This is a genomic window from Allobosea sp. P5_A5, assembly GCF_056400625.1.
In genome coordinates, this window is the sequence record NZ_JBFUKY010000005.1 from 338,393 (window position 1) to 351,624 (window position 13,232).

The 13,232-nt window shown below is 66.6% G+C and carries 13 protein-coding genes; 11 read left to right on the forward strand and 2 right to left on the reverse strand.

What is annotated here, in order from left to right:
- Positions 1-7: 7 nt before the first annotated feature.
- The 10 genes from AC1DR6_RS13155 to AC1DR6_RS13200 all read left to right on the forward strand — a co-directional run bounded on the left by AC1DR6_RS13155 (position 8) and on the right by AC1DR6_RS13200 (position 8,832).
- Positions 8-919 carry an arginase family protein gene (locus tag AC1DR6_RS13155; protein WP_476829682.1) on the forward strand — a complete coding sequence of 304 codons (912 nt, stop codon included), beginning with the start codon at positions 8-10 and terminating at the stop codon, positions 917-919.
- Positions 916-1,275 (forward strand): EamA family transporter, encoded by a 360-nt coding sequence (locus AC1DR6_RS13160; RefSeq protein ID WP_476829683.1) that lies wholly within the window; start codon positions 916-918, stop codon positions 1,273-1,275. The genes AC1DR6_RS13155 and AC1DR6_RS13160 overlap by 4 nt, the downstream gene beginning before the upstream one ends.
- A 13-nt stretch (positions 1,276-1,288) precedes the next feature.
- Positions 1,289-2,140, forward strand: coding sequence for an alpha/beta hydrolase (locus AC1DR6_RS13165; RefSeq protein ID WP_476829684.1), 852 nt, complete (start codon positions 1,289-1,291; stop codon positions 2,138-2,140).
- Positions 2,137-3,312 (forward strand): GNAT family N-acetyltransferase, encoded by a 1,176-nt coding sequence (locus AC1DR6_RS13170; protein WP_476829685.1) that lies wholly within the window; start codon positions 2,137-2,139, stop codon positions 3,310-3,312. The genes AC1DR6_RS13165 and AC1DR6_RS13170 overlap by 4 nt, the downstream gene beginning before the upstream one ends.
- Positions 3,309-3,710, forward strand: a complete 402-nt coding sequence (locus AC1DR6_RS13175) for a DMT family transporter (RefSeq protein WP_476829686.1) — start codon at positions 3,309-3,311, stop codon at positions 3,708-3,710. Before AC1DR6_RS13170 ends, AC1DR6_RS13175 begins: the two co-directional genes overlap by 4 nt.
- Positions 3,697-4,119, forward strand: a complete 423-nt coding sequence (locus tag AC1DR6_RS13180; protein ID WP_476829687.1) for a DUF2147 domain-containing protein — start codon at positions 3,697-3,699, stop codon at positions 4,117-4,119. Before AC1DR6_RS13175 ends, AC1DR6_RS13180 begins: the two co-directional genes overlap by 14 nt.
- A 50-nt stretch (positions 4,120-4,169) precedes the next feature.
- A complete protein-coding gene (locus AC1DR6_RS13185; RefSeq protein ID WP_476829688.1) occupies positions 4,170-5,906 on the forward strand; it encodes a sensor histidine kinase in 1,737 nt (578 codons plus the stop codon).
- Positions 5,903-7,279: a sigma-54-dependent transcriptional regulator gene (locus tag AC1DR6_RS13190; protein ID WP_476829689.1), complete on the forward strand. Its 1,377-nt coding sequence runs from the start codon at positions 5,903-5,905 to the stop codon at positions 7,277-7,279. The genes AC1DR6_RS13185 and AC1DR6_RS13190 overlap by 4 nt, the downstream gene beginning before the upstream one ends.
- 97 nt (positions 7,280-7,376) lie before the next feature.
- On the forward strand, positions 7,377-8,189 hold the full coding sequence (locus tag AC1DR6_RS13195) for a MipA/OmpV family protein (protein WP_476829690.1): 813 nt from the start codon (positions 7,377-7,379) through the stop codon (positions 8,187-8,189).
- 34 nt (positions 8,190-8,223) lie between these two features.
- On the forward strand, positions 8,224-8,832 hold the full coding sequence (locus tag AC1DR6_RS13200) for an HAD family hydrolase (RefSeq protein ID WP_476829691.1): 609 nt from the start codon (positions 8,224-8,226) through the stop codon (positions 8,830-8,832).
- A gap of 6 nt (positions 8,833-8,838) precedes the next feature.
- Here the strand turns inward: AC1DR6_RS13200 and AC1DR6_RS13205 are convergent, their stop codons facing one another.
- Both AC1DR6_RS13205 and AC1DR6_RS13210 read right to left on the reverse strand, forming a co-directional pair.
- Positions 8,839-9,858, reverse strand: coding sequence for a phosphotransferase family protein (locus AC1DR6_RS13205; RefSeq protein WP_476829692.1), 1,020 nt, complete (start codon positions 9,856-9,858; stop codon positions 8,839-8,841).
- Complete coding sequence (locus AC1DR6_RS13210) at positions 9,855-11,066, reverse strand: acyl-CoA dehydrogenase family protein (protein WP_476829693.1); 1,212 nt, start codon at positions 11,064-11,066, stop codon at positions 9,855-9,857. The genes AC1DR6_RS13205 and AC1DR6_RS13210 overlap by 4 nt, the downstream gene beginning before the upstream one ends.
- Positions 11,067-11,347: 281 nt before the next feature.
- Between AC1DR6_RS13210 and AC1DR6_RS13215 the strand changes: the two genes are divergently transcribed.
- The coding region (locus AC1DR6_RS13215; RefSeq protein ID WP_476829694.1) for a DNA translocase FtsK at positions 11,348-13,232 on the forward strand (1,885 nt) is incomplete at its 3' end.

Below are 13,232 nucleotides of genomic sequence, written 5' to 3' on the forward strand. Positions count from 1 at the left end.
ATTGCGCGTGATCGATCTCGACGCAGGTGTGGCGGCTCAGGAGCCGCTACGCCGGCGCATCGATGCGGGAGCCGCAACCCGCATCGATGCGTCCGACCTTGCCTGTCGCCTGCGCATCGTGGCGAGCCGGGGAGCGCTGCAAAGCCTTTCCTCCCGGCTTTCGTCCGATGCCGGCGGCGGGCGCGAGATCGGCGTGACCTTCTATGGGTCGGGTGACTTCCATCACCTGACCGCAAGCCTCGTCTCAGGCGTCGAAGAGAACGTGACTATCGTGCATTTCGACAACCACCCGGACTGGGTGCGTTTTCCCGCCACGGTCAATTGCGGCGCCTGGGTCAACCGGGCGCTCGAGCTGCCGCAGGTGCGCAAGGTCATCACGATCGGGCCGTGCAGCGACGACCTCGTGCGGCCCGAGCTGCAATTCGCCAATCTTGGCGCGGTCGAGGATGGGCGGATCGCGCTGTTTCCCTGGCGGCATGCACCGTCCCGCGTCTGGGGCCGCTACGACACGACGACGAGCTATCGCCAGGAGGGCAACCACCTGCATTGGCGGAACCTCGCCGACGAGGATTGGGACGCGTTTCTCGATGAACTCGTCGAGGCCATCCCGACGCGGGCGATCTGGCTGACCATCGACAAGGACGTGCTGCGCCCGCAGGATGCCTGCACCAATTGGGACCAGGGCCAGATGTCGCTCGACCATGTTCTCTCGGCCGTCGAGCGCCTCGCGCAGCATCGCGCGATCGCCGGCATCGACGTTTGCGGCGACTGGTCGGAGCCACGTTTCGCCGACCCGTTCCGGGCGACGCTGGCCTGGTTCGACCACCCCAGGGCGGTCAAGCCGGAGGCTGGCGCGCTCGCCCGCAACGCCGCTGTCAACGACGCGCTGATCGACTGCTTCGAGCGGGTGCTGGCATGAATGGCTGGATCGTCTTCTGGTTTGCGCTTTCCGTCGTCTGCGACGTCGCCGGGCAGCTTTGCCTGAAGCGCGGCGCCGACGAGCTGCCCGATGCGTCCGGCATGACGCTCGCGCTGTCGACCTTGCGCTCCGGCTGGGTCCTGGCGGGCTGCGCGATCTATGTCGCCGAGATCTTCATCTGGCTGCGCATTCTTGCCGAGGTGCCGCTTTCGATCGCCTTCCCGGTCGCGAGCCTGAATTTCCTCGGCGTGACGCTGGCCAGCGCGCTCGTGCTCAAGGAGCGCGTCGTGCCACGCCAATGGATAGGCGCCTTTCTGATCACCTGCGGCGTCGTCGTCGTCGCCCATACCGCCTGACGGGACATTAGCCGTGTCGATCCGCGACCACAGCCTCCGCTATGCCGGCGACGCGACCGGCTTCCTGCTGATCCACGGGCTCGGCGGCACGCCGGTCGAGCTGCGGCTGGTGGCGCGCGCGCTGCACCGTGCCGGGCATACCGTGCATTGCCCGCAGCTCGCCGGCCATTGCGGCACCGAGGCGGACCTGCTCGCCACCGGCTGGCGCGACTGGGCCAAGAGCGTGCTCACCGAGCTCGACCGCATGCGCGAGACCTGCGAGCGCGTCGTCGTCGGCGGCCTGTCGATGGGTGCGGTGATGGCGATGCATATCGCCGCCGAGCGGCCGCTCGATGTCGACGGCCTCGCGCTCTATGCGCCGACCCTGCGCTATGACGGCTGGTCGATCCCCTGGTATTCCTTCCTGCTCAAGCTGCTGATCAACACGCCGATCGGGCAGCGCTTCAGTTTCGTCGAGCGCGAGCCCTTCGGCGTGAAGGACAAGCGCACCCGGCATATCATCCAGAACGCGATGAACTCCGGCGATTCATCGGAAGCCGGCCTGCACGGCACGCCGTCGCGGTCCGTGCAGCAGATGTGGCATCTGATCGCGCAGACGCGCCGGCAGATGCCGTCGATCACCTGTCCCACTTTGCTCGTGCATGCGCGGGAAGACGACGTTGCCGGGCTCTCCAATGCTTTCGAGGTCCAGCGCCGCCTGAGTGGGCTTGTCGATGCGGTCATCCTCGACGACAGCTATCATCTCGTCACCATCGACCAGCAGCGCGACATCCTGATCGAGCGCTCGGTTGCGTTCGCGAAGCGGCTGGCCCAGGGCGCCGCCGCCAAGAGGCCAGTGCCGTTGCACAGCGTTCCGGCGGAATGACCGGGTTCGCCGGCCACATCGCCACCACCATCGCCGAGATCGAGGACGCCGCCTGGAACGCCTGCCTGCCGGGCGAGGCGGAGAGCCACGGCTATTACCGCGCCTGCGACGAGGCCTCAGCCGCGTCCGGCATCGGCCTGCGCTGCGCGGCGGTCGCTGCAGGCGATGCGGAGGGTGTTGCAGCCGTGGCGCCGTTCTTCCGCCTGGACTACAGGCTCGACACACCGTTGCAGGGCCGGCTCCGGCGGGTCACGGAGCCCGTGTTCGGACGGTTTCCCGGTCTCGTCACGCTCAAAGCGCTCTGCGTCGGCTCGCCTTATGCGGAGCGCTGCCATCTCGGCTTTGCACCGCGCCTCGATGCGACGGAGCGCGAGGCCGCGACGCGAGCGATGCTGTCGGCGTTGGAACGGCAGGCGGCAGCGGAAGGGGCGCATCTGATCGCCTTCAAGGACCTCGCTCCGGTCGAGGACAAGCTGATGGCGCCGTTGCTGGGCAAAGGCGGATTCGCGACGTTGGGCAGCCTGCCCGTCGCCGTCCTGGACCTGCCCTTCGCCGATGAGGACGCTTATCTCGCCTCGCTATCCTCCGGGACGCGCAAGGATATCCGGCGCAAGCTCGCCAAGGCCAAAGCCGTGCGGATCGAATACCGCAGCGATATCACCGGGCTGGAAGAGGCGATCGGCGATCTCTACGAGTCGACGCGCCGCCAGAGCGGGCTCGATTATGGCGATCTCGAAGTTCTGCCTCCGGGCTATTTTCCCGCCGTCGCAAGGGCGCTGGGCGAGCAGGCGGTCTTCGCGCTGTACTGGATCGGCGAGGAGCTGGCGGCCTTCAACCTGCTGCTGGTCGAGCCTGACCGCGTGATCGACAAATTCCTGGGCATGCGCTACCCGCTGGCCCGCGAGCACAATCTCTATGCGGTGAGCTGGATGGCGAATGTGCGCTTCTGCCTTGGGCGCGGTGTCCGCCTGCTGCAGAGCGGGCAGACCGCCTATGCCTCCAAGCTTCGCTTCGGCAGCCGGCTGGTGCCTTCCACCATTCGCTTCCGCCACCGCAACGGCGCGCTTCAATGGCTGCTTGGCCGGATCAGCCCCCGCCTGTCCTTCGCGCGTTTCGATCCTGACCTCGCCGCGCTGGCCCAATCGCCCTCGGCACAGGAAAAGGCCGCATGAGCGCCTCAGCATCCCCTCCGGCAGCAAGCCGCTGGCGCCAGGCCCTGATCTGGACGTCTTTCATCGCGCTCGACACCTTTACTCAGCTCGCTTTCAAATGGGGAGCCGACGGCCTCGCCGACCTCGATTTCGGCACCGAGATGCTGGCGCGCGCGCTGACGCTGCCCGGCGTCTGGCTGGCCGCGCTCGGTTATGTCGGCACCTTCTTCGTCTGGATGGCGATCCTCAAGGACATGCCGCTCAGCCGCGCCTTCCCGATGACGGGGCTTGCCTATGTCACGGTTCCGCTGCTGGCCTGGCTCGTGCTTGGCGAGCGGATCGATCTCACACGCGCCTGCGGCATCGCGCTGATCGTCGCCGGCGTCATCGCGCTTGGAGGCGACCATGAGGATGCGTAACGCAGTGACGGCCCTTGCCGTCGTCGTCGGCTTGGCCGCCGGCGCCGCGCAAGCCCAGAACGCCACCGATATTGCCGGCCGCTGGCGCGATTCCGACGGCGAGTCGATCATCGCCGTGGCGCCCTGCGGCCAGGCCCTGTGCGGCAGGATCGTGTGGCTGAAGCAGCCGCGCACCGACCGCAACAATGCCGATGCCAAGCTGCGCGAGCGCTCGCTCATGGGGGTGCAGGTGCTAAACGGCTTCAAGGCCGATGGCACGGGCAAGTTCGCAGGCAACGGCTACAATCCCGAAGACGGCAAGACCTACAGCACGACGCTCTCGCTCGACGCTTCGGGGCGCCTGGTCGTGCGGGGCTGCGCGCTGGGCGGCTTGATCTGCGACGACGACACCTGGACAAGAGAACAGTGAGCGTGCCCGGCGCCAGCGGTGCCGGAAACAATGCGGGGTGGGCAAGCATCATGTCGGCGCAAGTGAGCACGCTCAGGCTGAGGCTGGTCATCGCCTTCATGCTGGTCAGCGTGCCGGCGATGCTGGCCTCGACCTATGTCGCGGCCCGCCTGATCTCTGGCGCCTTCGAGCAGAACGTCGCGCAATGGCTCGGCGAGACCTCGCGGTTCTTCCGGCTCGAGGTGGTGGATGCGACTCAGGAGGCCCAGCGCGTTGCGACGGTGATCGGGCACCGACTGGAGCGGGCGTCCCATTCCGACCTGACCGCTCCGCGCTCGATCGAACGGGAATTCCAGCTTCTGAATTCCGTCGGCTACGACGTGATCGCGATCTATGACGGCAATCGGAACATCCTGTTCACATCGCGCCCGTTCACGCCCGATGCGCCACTGCCGACGCGAACAGGCGAAGGCATCTTCAAGGTTCGCGCGAACGACGCCCATCTGATCATGGCCGGCGCGGTCCAGGAGGTGCATGTCAACGGCCAGGCGGCCTATGTGCTCGTCGGCAGCTGGCTGGACGAAAGCTATCTCGGCGGCATCCGCGTCGTGACCTCTCTCGATGTCCGGCTTTTCGCCGATTTCGACGACGAGCTCGTTCCCGTACTGCGGACGCATCCCGAGCGGACGGCCGCGGTACCGGATACCATCCGCACGCAGCTCGCCTCGGGCGAGGATGACGAGATCTTCGATGCTGTGGCGGATGGCGGCCGCTACCGCGCTGTCTATGCAGGCTTTCGCGGTATCGACGGCAAGCTAGCGGCCATCGCCTTCATCGGCTTGCCGCGCGATGCAGGCTTCTTCGAGCAGCTCAGCCGACGCAGCCTGTTCCTGGGCATCTTCGCTTTCGGCTGCCTGATCTCGGTTCTGGTGGGGATGCTGATGTCGGGCGTGCTGGTGCGGCCGCTGCGAGCCCTGACGCGCGGCGTGCGCGCCATCGCAGCCGGCGATTTCGGCCATCGTGTCCCGGAAGGCAGCGGCGGGCACGAACTCTCGGAGCTGGCGTCCGGCTTCAACGGCATGGCCGAACAGCTCGGCAAGCTCAATCAGCTCGAAAGCGAACTCAGGCGCCGGGACCGCTTCGCGGCGCTCGGCCAGGCGGCGGCGGTGATCGCCCATGAGGTGCGCAACCCGCTCGGCATCATCAAGACCTCGACCGAAGTCGTGCGCAACCGGGCCAAGCTCGCCGTCTCGGAAGACCGGATGCTGGGCTATGTGATCGACGAAGTGCGGCGCATCGAGACGCTGGTGCGCGACTTCCTCGATTTCGCGCAGCCGAAGGAGCCGGTGAAGACCGAACTGCCGATGCGCGCGATCATCGACCGCGTCGCGGCGATCGCCGCACCCGAGCTGAACCGCAAGAGCGTCAGGATCGAGATCGAGGACAAGAGCGGCGGAGCGCGAATCCTGGGAGATCCCGACCAGCTTCACCAGGCCTGCCTCAACCTCGTGCTCAACGCCATCGACGCCATGCCCGAGGGGGGAACGATCCATGCCATCGTCGAGGCAAGGGCGGAGTGCGTCAGCCTGACGATCCGCGACGAGGGCGACGGCATTCCAGACGACATCCGGGAGCACATCTTCAATCCCTTCTTCACCACCAAGGCGAAGGGCACGGGGCTCGGCCTCGCCAAGGTCCAGACGGTCGCCGAGGGCCATGGCGGAACGGCGTCCTGCGCCAGCGCGCCGGGACAGGGCGCCGCCTTCACCCTGACGATCCCGCGTGCCTCGATGGGAGCCCGCGCATGAACCACTCCATCCTGGTGGTCGATGACGAGGTCCGCCTGGCGGACGTGCTGGCGGCGGCGCTCGAAGACCTGGGCTATCGCACCACGGCGGTGGACAGCGCGCGCGCGGCGCTCGTCGAGCTGGAGCAGGCCCGCTTCGACCTCGTGCTGACCGATCTCAGGCTGCCGGTGATGGACGGGCGGGCGCTGCTGCGGGAGGTGCGCAAGCGCTGGCCCGAAGTGCCGGTGGTCATCATCACCGCCTTCGCGGCGGTGCGCGACGCGGTCGAGCTCGTCAAGGAAGGCGCCTTCGACTACATCGCCAAGCCCTTCGAGATGGAGGATGTCGCGGCGACGATCCGCCGGGCGCTCCGCCTTGCCGATGTCGTGCGCGAGAACGACCGGCTGCGCGGCGAACTGGAAGGGCGCTACTCCTTCGACACGCTGATCGGCACCAGCCCGGCGTTTCGCCGCGTGATCGAGCAGGTGACGGAGGTCTGCGAGACCAAGGCCACGGTGATGCTGAACGGCGAAAGCGGCACCGGCAAGGAGCTGGTGGCGCGCGCCATCCACTTCAACAGTCCGCGCCGGACGAAGCCCTTCGTCGCGGTCAACTGCGCGGCCATCCCCGAGGGCCTGTTGGAAAGCGAACTCTTCGGCCATGTCAAAGGCGCCTTCACCGGGGCTGTCGCCAACCGCGCGGGCCGCTTCACCGCTGCCGATGGCGGCACGCTCTTCCTGGACGAGATCGGCGACATGCCGATCGGGCTCCAGGCCAAGCTGCTGCGGGTCATCCAGGAGCGCAGCTTCGAGCCGGTGGGCGCCAGCCGCAGCCAGAGCGTCGATGTGCGGCTCGTCACCGCGACCCATAAGGATATGCGCCAGGCGATCACGGAGGGTCGCTTCCGGGAAGATCTCTATTACCGGCTGAACGTTTTCCCGATCGCGCTGCCGGCGCTGCGCGATCGCAGCGAGGACGTGCCACTGCTCGCAGCCCATTTCATCGGCGAACTGACGGAAGCGATGGGCAAGCGGGTGACGGGCTTCTCGCCAGCAGCTCTTGCCGCGATGAGTGGCTATGATTGGCCGGGCAACATTCGCGAGCTGCACAACTGCGTCGAACGCGCGGTCATCGTCGCCCGCTCGGAGACGATAGACCTCCCGGACCTCCCCCGCGATCTGTTCGAACCGGGCCGTCGCGACACCCATCACGCATTGCCGCGAGACCTCGACGCCGAGATGGAGCGGCTGGAGCGCGGATTTATCGTCGAGGCGCTGCGGCGTACGGACGGCATTCAGGTTCAGGCCGCCAAGCTCCTGGGAATAGCGGAGCGCAGTCTCTGGCACCGGATCAAGAAACTGGGCATCAAGGTCGGGCGTTCGATCGGCGAATAATGGACGCCGCTGTGGCGATGCTGTTATGGCGGCGTCAACCCGGCTAGGTTATGGCTGGGGTCTCACGGCAGGATGCCGGAAGGATGAGTATAGCCTGATGCGTGCGATCGCCTTCGCTACTTTGCTCGCGCTTTGCCCGTTGGGTGCGCTGGCGGCCGACGTAACGCCGGCCCTGACCGACCCGACACCGGCGAAGGGCTGGATCGTCACCGTCGGCCTCACCGGCCAGCTCGGGCCTAAATATGAGGGCTCCAGTTCGGCGGGTCTCTCCGCGATGCCGTCGCTGAGCTGGCGGCGCGTCGGTGAGGTCGAAGGCTTCAGCTCGCCCGATGACGGTTTCGATTTCGCGCTCTACGAAAACGAGCGTTTCAGCGCCGGCATCGTCGGCGATTTCCGCGCCGGCCGTTATTCCGGGCAGAACTATCGCCTTTTCGGCATGCGCAGCGTCCCTTGGACGGTCGAGGGCGGAGCTTTCGCCGAGTATTGGCCCATCGAGGACAAGCTGCGGACCCGTGTGGAGGTGAAGCAGGGCTTCCACGGGCACCACGGGATCGTCGCCGATTTCTCGGTCGATTGGGTGGAACGCTTCAATGGCTTCACTCTCGCGGTCGGCCCGCGGCTTTCCTTGGGCGATAATCGCTTCATGAGACGCTATTTCGGCGTCTCTGCCGAAGAGGCTTCGATCAACCGCTATTTCGTCCCCTACAGGCCGGATGGCGGATTGAAGAGCGTCGGCATCGCCAGCTCGCTGGACTACAAATGGTCGGAGGTCTGGTCGACCACGCTGTTTGGCCGTTACGACAGGCTCGCGGAGGATGCGGCGCATTCGCCGCTGGTCGCGACCGTCGGTCAGCGCCACCAGGTCACGTTCGGCCTCGGCGTGAACTACTCCTTCCAGGTCGGCGGCTGACCACGCCCTCCTCCTACTGGATCGGAGCCACGGCATGACCGCTCCCACCGTCGTATTCGATGTCGGCAACGTGTTGCTGCGATGGGACCCCAAGCTGGTCTATCGGGAGCTCATCCCCGAGAGCGAGCGGCTCGACTGGTTCATGGCAAATGTCTGCACCGGCGCCTGGAACATCGAGCAAGATCGCGGGCGCTCATGGGAAGAGGCCGTGGCGCTGCTCGTCGCGCAGCATCCGGAATGGGAGCGCGAAATCCGCGCCTATGACGAGCGCTGGTATGAGAGCATCCCCGGCGTGATCGAGCAGAGCGTCGACGTGCTGGCCGCGCTCAAGGCGCGTGGCGAGAAGGTCTACGCCATCACCAATTTCTCGCGCGAGAAATGGGCCGAGTGCCTGACCCGCTTTCCTTTCCTGCAATCCTTCGACGGCGTCGTCGTGTCCGCCCATGAGCGGGTGATCAAGCCTGATCCCGCGATCTTCGCGGTGCTGTTCGCGCGCTACGCGCTTTCACCGAGCGACTGCATCTTCATCGACGACAGCGAGAAGAACATCGTCGCCGCCGACCGGGCCGGTATGAAGACGGTCCATTTCGTCGAGCCGATCGATCTGCGTGCCGAGTTGGGCGCGCACGGGCTCGTCATCTAGCGGTTCTCAAGTCAGCTCGGCCGCGCGCCGGGCAAAGGCTGCGGCGAAATGCCCGGTTTCAGCGGCATTGGTCGCCGATGCGTTGCCGCTGCGGGCACGCGCGGCGATGCCCTCGAAGATCACCGCCCAGCGGAACAGCGCGAAAGCCAGATGGAAGGGCTGGAGCGTCAGGCCATGCCGCGCCTCGCTCGCATAGAGTTCCGTGAAACGTTTGAGCTCGGGAATGCCGAGCGCGTCCAGGTCGAGCCCGGCGATGCCGCCATATTCCTGCGGCGAGGACTGCCAGGCGATCGCCGTATGGGCAAGATCGGCGAGAGGGTGCCCGAGCGTCGACAATTCCCAGTCAAGCAGCGCGACGACCCGAGGTTCGGTCGGATGGAACATCACATTGCCGATGCGGTAGTCGCCATGAACGAGACTGACGCTATCGTCGGCCGGGATATGCTGCGGCAGCCAGGCGCGCAGGCGCACGATATCCGGATTTTCTCTGGCCTCGGACAGCTCCCACTGACGGCCCCAGCGCGCGATCTGGCGGGCGAAGTAATTGCCGGGCTTGCCGAAATCGCCGAGCCCCAGCGCTTCGACGTCGAGGTTGTGGAGCGCGGCCAGGGTCTGCGCGAGCGCGGCATACATTGCGCCGCGCTCCGGCACCGACAGGCCGGGCAAAGTGCAGTCGTGGAAGACACGGCCCTCGACCTTCTCCATCACGTAAAAGGGCGTGCCGATGACGGCCCGGTCGTCGCAATAGAGCAGCGCGGGCGGCACCGGTACGGCCGTTCCTGCGAGCGCGCTGATGACCCGGTATTCCCGGTCGATCGCATGGGCCGAAGGCAGCAGTTCGCCGGCCGGCTGCTTGCGCAGCACGAGCGTCCGGTCATCATAACCGAGGAAGAAGGTCGGGTTGGATTGGCCGCCGCTGATCGGCGCGAGCCGCATCGGTCCCGCGAGATCGAGCTTCAGGCGCATGTAAGCGTCCAGTGCCACCGTGTCGAAGCCGATCTCGGCCTGCTCCGTCGGATCCGTCATGCGCGGGCAACCTCCCAGCGCCAGAAATCGTCCCCTTCCTTGTCGAGGAAGCGGTTCAGCACCATTTGGTGCACCTCGTCGGCACCGTCGACCAGCCGGGCCTGCCGGGCGTAGCGATAGATCCACTCAAGCACCGTATCCTTGGAATAGCCGCGCGCGCCATTGATCTGGATCGCCATGTCCGCCGCCTCATGCAGCGTATTGGCGGCTTGAACCTTGGCCATCGAGACCTCCTTGCGGGCCTGCCCGCCGCGATCGAGTTCCCAGGCGGCCTTCATGACAAGGAGCCGTCCGATCTCGATGCCCATCGCGGTCTTTCCCAGCTTGAGCTGGATGCTTTCGCGGTCGGCGAGGCGAACGCCGAAGCCCTCCCGCGTTGCGGCATAAGCACGCGCGATCTCGACGCAGCGCTTGGCGAGGCCGAGCCAGCGCATGCAGTGGGTCAGCCGCGCCGGGCCGAGCCTGATCTGCGTGACCTTGAAGCCGTCGCCCTCCCCCATCAGCACGTCCTCGGGCGGAATGCGCAACCCGTCGAACTCGATCTCGCAATGGCCGCCATGCTCCTCCGGCCCCATGATCTCGATGCGCCTCACGATCCGCCAACCGGGCTGGTCGCGATGGAACAGGAAGGCCGTCAGCCCGCGTCGCGCATCGTCCGATGTGCGCGCGACAACGGTGAAATGCGCCGCCTGCTCGGCTCCCGTGATGAACCATTTGCGGCCATACAGCCTGTAGGAGCCGTCCGGTTGCTTCTCGGCGCGGGTGCGAATCATCGTCGGGTCGGAGCCGCCGCCGGGATGCGGCTCGGTCATGGCGAAGGCGGAGCGCACCTGGCCGGCGACGATCGGTTCGAGCCAGCGACGCTTCTGCTCCGGCGTCGCGACAGCCTCCAGCATCATCATGTTGCCGTCGTCGGGCGCCGCCGAATTGAACACGACGGGACCGAAGATCGAGCGGTTCATCGCCTCGTAGCAGACCGCCATGCCCATCCGTCCCACGCCGAGCCCGCCGTTCTCGGGCTTCAGCTGCAGGCACCAGAGCCCGGCCGAGCGCGCCTTGCCGCGCAATTCCGCCAGCGCCGCCTCGCCGATATTCTCATGTGCATCCCAGCTCGCGGGGTCGCTCTCGCGCGGAATGATCTCGGTTTCGACGAAAGCCGCGATCCGGCGGCGCAGCTCGTCGAGCTCGGCGGAAATCGTAAAATCCATGACGGCGGGACATCCTCGGAAGCGGGAACAAGCGCCGTGGTTTCGCGCTGATCCGGCATAGCCTAGGCCATGGGCGCGAGCCTGGTAAAGCATGTCCTCCAGCGGTGGCCGACGTCACGATCCTGCCCGCCGCGCCCGCTTCATTTAGGCAGCGTTAACTCTGCCCGGCTAGCTCTGTGAACTCGGTTCACGGTGCGTAGTGTCGCTGGATTTACATGTTCAAACGCGATCGTCTTCAGCGAACAAATCTCTTCGCTTCCAATGATTTGGGTGTCCAGCCGATGGACGAGCACGCGGAGGCGCCGAGCGCCGCCAACGCGCCGTCGAACCCGGCCGAGAGCGCCCCGGCGGCGCCTCCGCCCGGCACCTATATCCGCACGAGCCGCGCGCTGGCGCGCAGCGCCGCTGCGATGCCGGACAGCGCTCCGGCCCCGATCGGAATCCCCGTTCCGCTGGGCACCTCGCTGAACGCGACCTGGCGAGGAGGCTATCATCCGCCGGCGCTGCCGCTGTCCGAGCAGACCCGTGTACGGTTCTGGCGCACGCCGCGCCATCTGATGCAGCAGATCTGGGGCATGCAAGGCCCCGGCGCGGACGCCGAGGCCGATGTGGCACGCGACGAAGTGCTGAGCCCGCTTCTCCAGGCCGCGCCGACCGAGCCGGAAACGCCGCGCTTCGAGACGGTCGACGAACTCGTCGAATGGGCAGACGAGCCCCCGGAAACCCTGGAGCCGCCGACGCCCTTCGCGTTCCTGTCGGACCATGCCTTCTGGGATCTCGTGCCGACCATCGAGCACGACGAGGAATTCGTTCCTCCCGTCGCGACACCGGCCGGGGGCACTAAACGACGGGTCGCCCGCGCAGCCGCCCTTCCCGCATCCTCAGTGCCCCGCGCCCCGATGCGCGCCGAGCGCGCCGCTTCGCCGGCGCCCATTCCGCAGGGCTATTCAGTCAATCTGAGCTTCTCGATGTCGCCCGCCACGCCGATGGCCGTCGCCGCGCCCGCCAGCATCAGGCCGCCTGCCCTGGCCGAACCGGAGCTTGAAGCGCTGCCGGTCAGGAAGGCGCCCCGGCAGACTGCGCTACGCGACATGAAGGTGCGCGCGATCGCCAACGATGGCGGCTTCGTGCTGCCGCCGATCGAGTTCCTGGCCGAGCCGCCGCTGACGCAGGACGAGGTGCCGGTCGAGACGCTGCAGCAGAATTCCGGGCTGTTGGAAGGCGTCCTCGAAGACTTCAACGTCAAGGGCGAGATCATTCAGGCATGCCCCGGCCCTGTTGTCACGCTGTACGAGCTTGAGCCTGCGCCTGGGACGAAGTCGTCGCGGGTGATTTCGCTGGCCGACGACATTGCGCGTTCGATGAGTGCGGTGTCGGCGCGTGTGGCGGTGATCCCGGGCAAGAACGCCATCGGCATCGAGTTGCCCAATGCCCGCCGCGAGACGGTGTTCCTGCGCGAGCTGCTGGCGAGCCAGGATTTCGAGGGCACCAAGCACAAGCTCGCTTTGTGCCTCGGCAAGACCATCGGCGGCGAGCCGGTGATCGCCGATCTCGCCCGGATGCCGCATCTGCTGGTCGCCGGCACCACCGGTTCGGGCAAGTCGGTCGCGATCAACACCATGATCCTGTCGATCCTCTACCGGCTGAAGCCGGAAGAGTGCCGTCTGATCATGGTCGATCCCAAGATGCTCGAGCTGTCGGTCTATGACGGCATTCCCCATCTGCTCACCCCCGTCGTGACCGATCCCAAGAAGGCGGTCGTCGCCTTGAAGTGGGCGGTACGCGAGATGGAGGAGCGCTACAAGAAGATGTCGAAGCTCGCGGTGCGCAACATCGACGGCTTCAATGCCAGGGTGGTCGAGGCCAAGGCCGCAGGCGAGGTCATCACCCGCACGGTCCAGACCGGCTTCGACAAGGGCACCGGCGAGGCGATCTACGAAGAAGAGGTCATGGACCTCGAGCCTTTGCCCTACATCGTCGTCATCGTCGACGAGATGGCCGACCTGATGATGGTCGCCGGCAAGGAGATCGAGGGCACGATCCAGCGCCTGGCACAGATGGCGCGCGCCGCCGGCATCCATGTCGTGCTGGCCACCCAGCGCCCCTCGGTCGACGTCATCACCGGCACGATCAAGGCGAACTTCCCGACCCGGATCTCCTTCCAGG

Bases quoted from the DNA above. Each gene is read 5' to 3' on its own strand.
- AC1DR6_RS13175 (WP_476829686.1), top strand. From the start codon at position 3,309: ATGAGCGCCTCAGCATCCCCTCCGGCAGCAAGCCGCTGGCGCCAGGCC.
- AC1DR6_RS13185 (WP_476829688.1), top strand. From the start codon at position 4,170: ATGTCGGCGCAAGTGAGCACGCTCAGGCTGAGGCTGGTCATCGCCTTC.
- AC1DR6_RS13200 (WP_476829691.1), top strand. From the start codon at position 8,224: ATGACCGCTCCCACCGTCGTATTCGATGTCGGCAACGTGTTGCTGCGA.
- AC1DR6_RS13170 (WP_476829685.1), top strand. From the start codon at position 2,137: ATGACCGGGTTCGCCGGCCACATCGCCACCACCATCGCCGAGATCGAG.
- AC1DR6_RS13190 (WP_476829689.1), top strand. From the start codon at position 5,903: ATGAACCACTCCATCCTGGTGGTCGATGACGAGGTCCGCCTGGCGGAC.
- AC1DR6_RS13210 (WP_476829693.1), bottom strand. From the start codon at position 11,066: ATGGATTTTACGATTTCCGCCGAGCTCGACGAGCTGCGCCGCCGGATC.
- AC1DR6_RS13180 (WP_476829687.1), top strand. From the start codon at position 3,697: ATGAGGATGCGTAACGCAGTGACGGCCCTTGCCGTCGTCGTCGGCTTG.
- AC1DR6_RS13160 (WP_476829683.1), top strand. From the start codon at position 916: ATGAATGGCTGGATCGTCTTCTGGTTTGCGCTTTCCGTCGTCTGCGAC.
- AC1DR6_RS13195 (WP_476829690.1), top strand. From the start codon at position 7,377: ATGCGTGCGATCGCCTTCGCTACTTTGCTCGCGCTTTGCCCGTTGGGT.
- AC1DR6_RS13205 (WP_476829692.1), bottom strand. From the start codon at position 9,858: ATGACGGATCCGACGGAGCAGGCCGAGATCGGCTTCGACACGGTGGCA.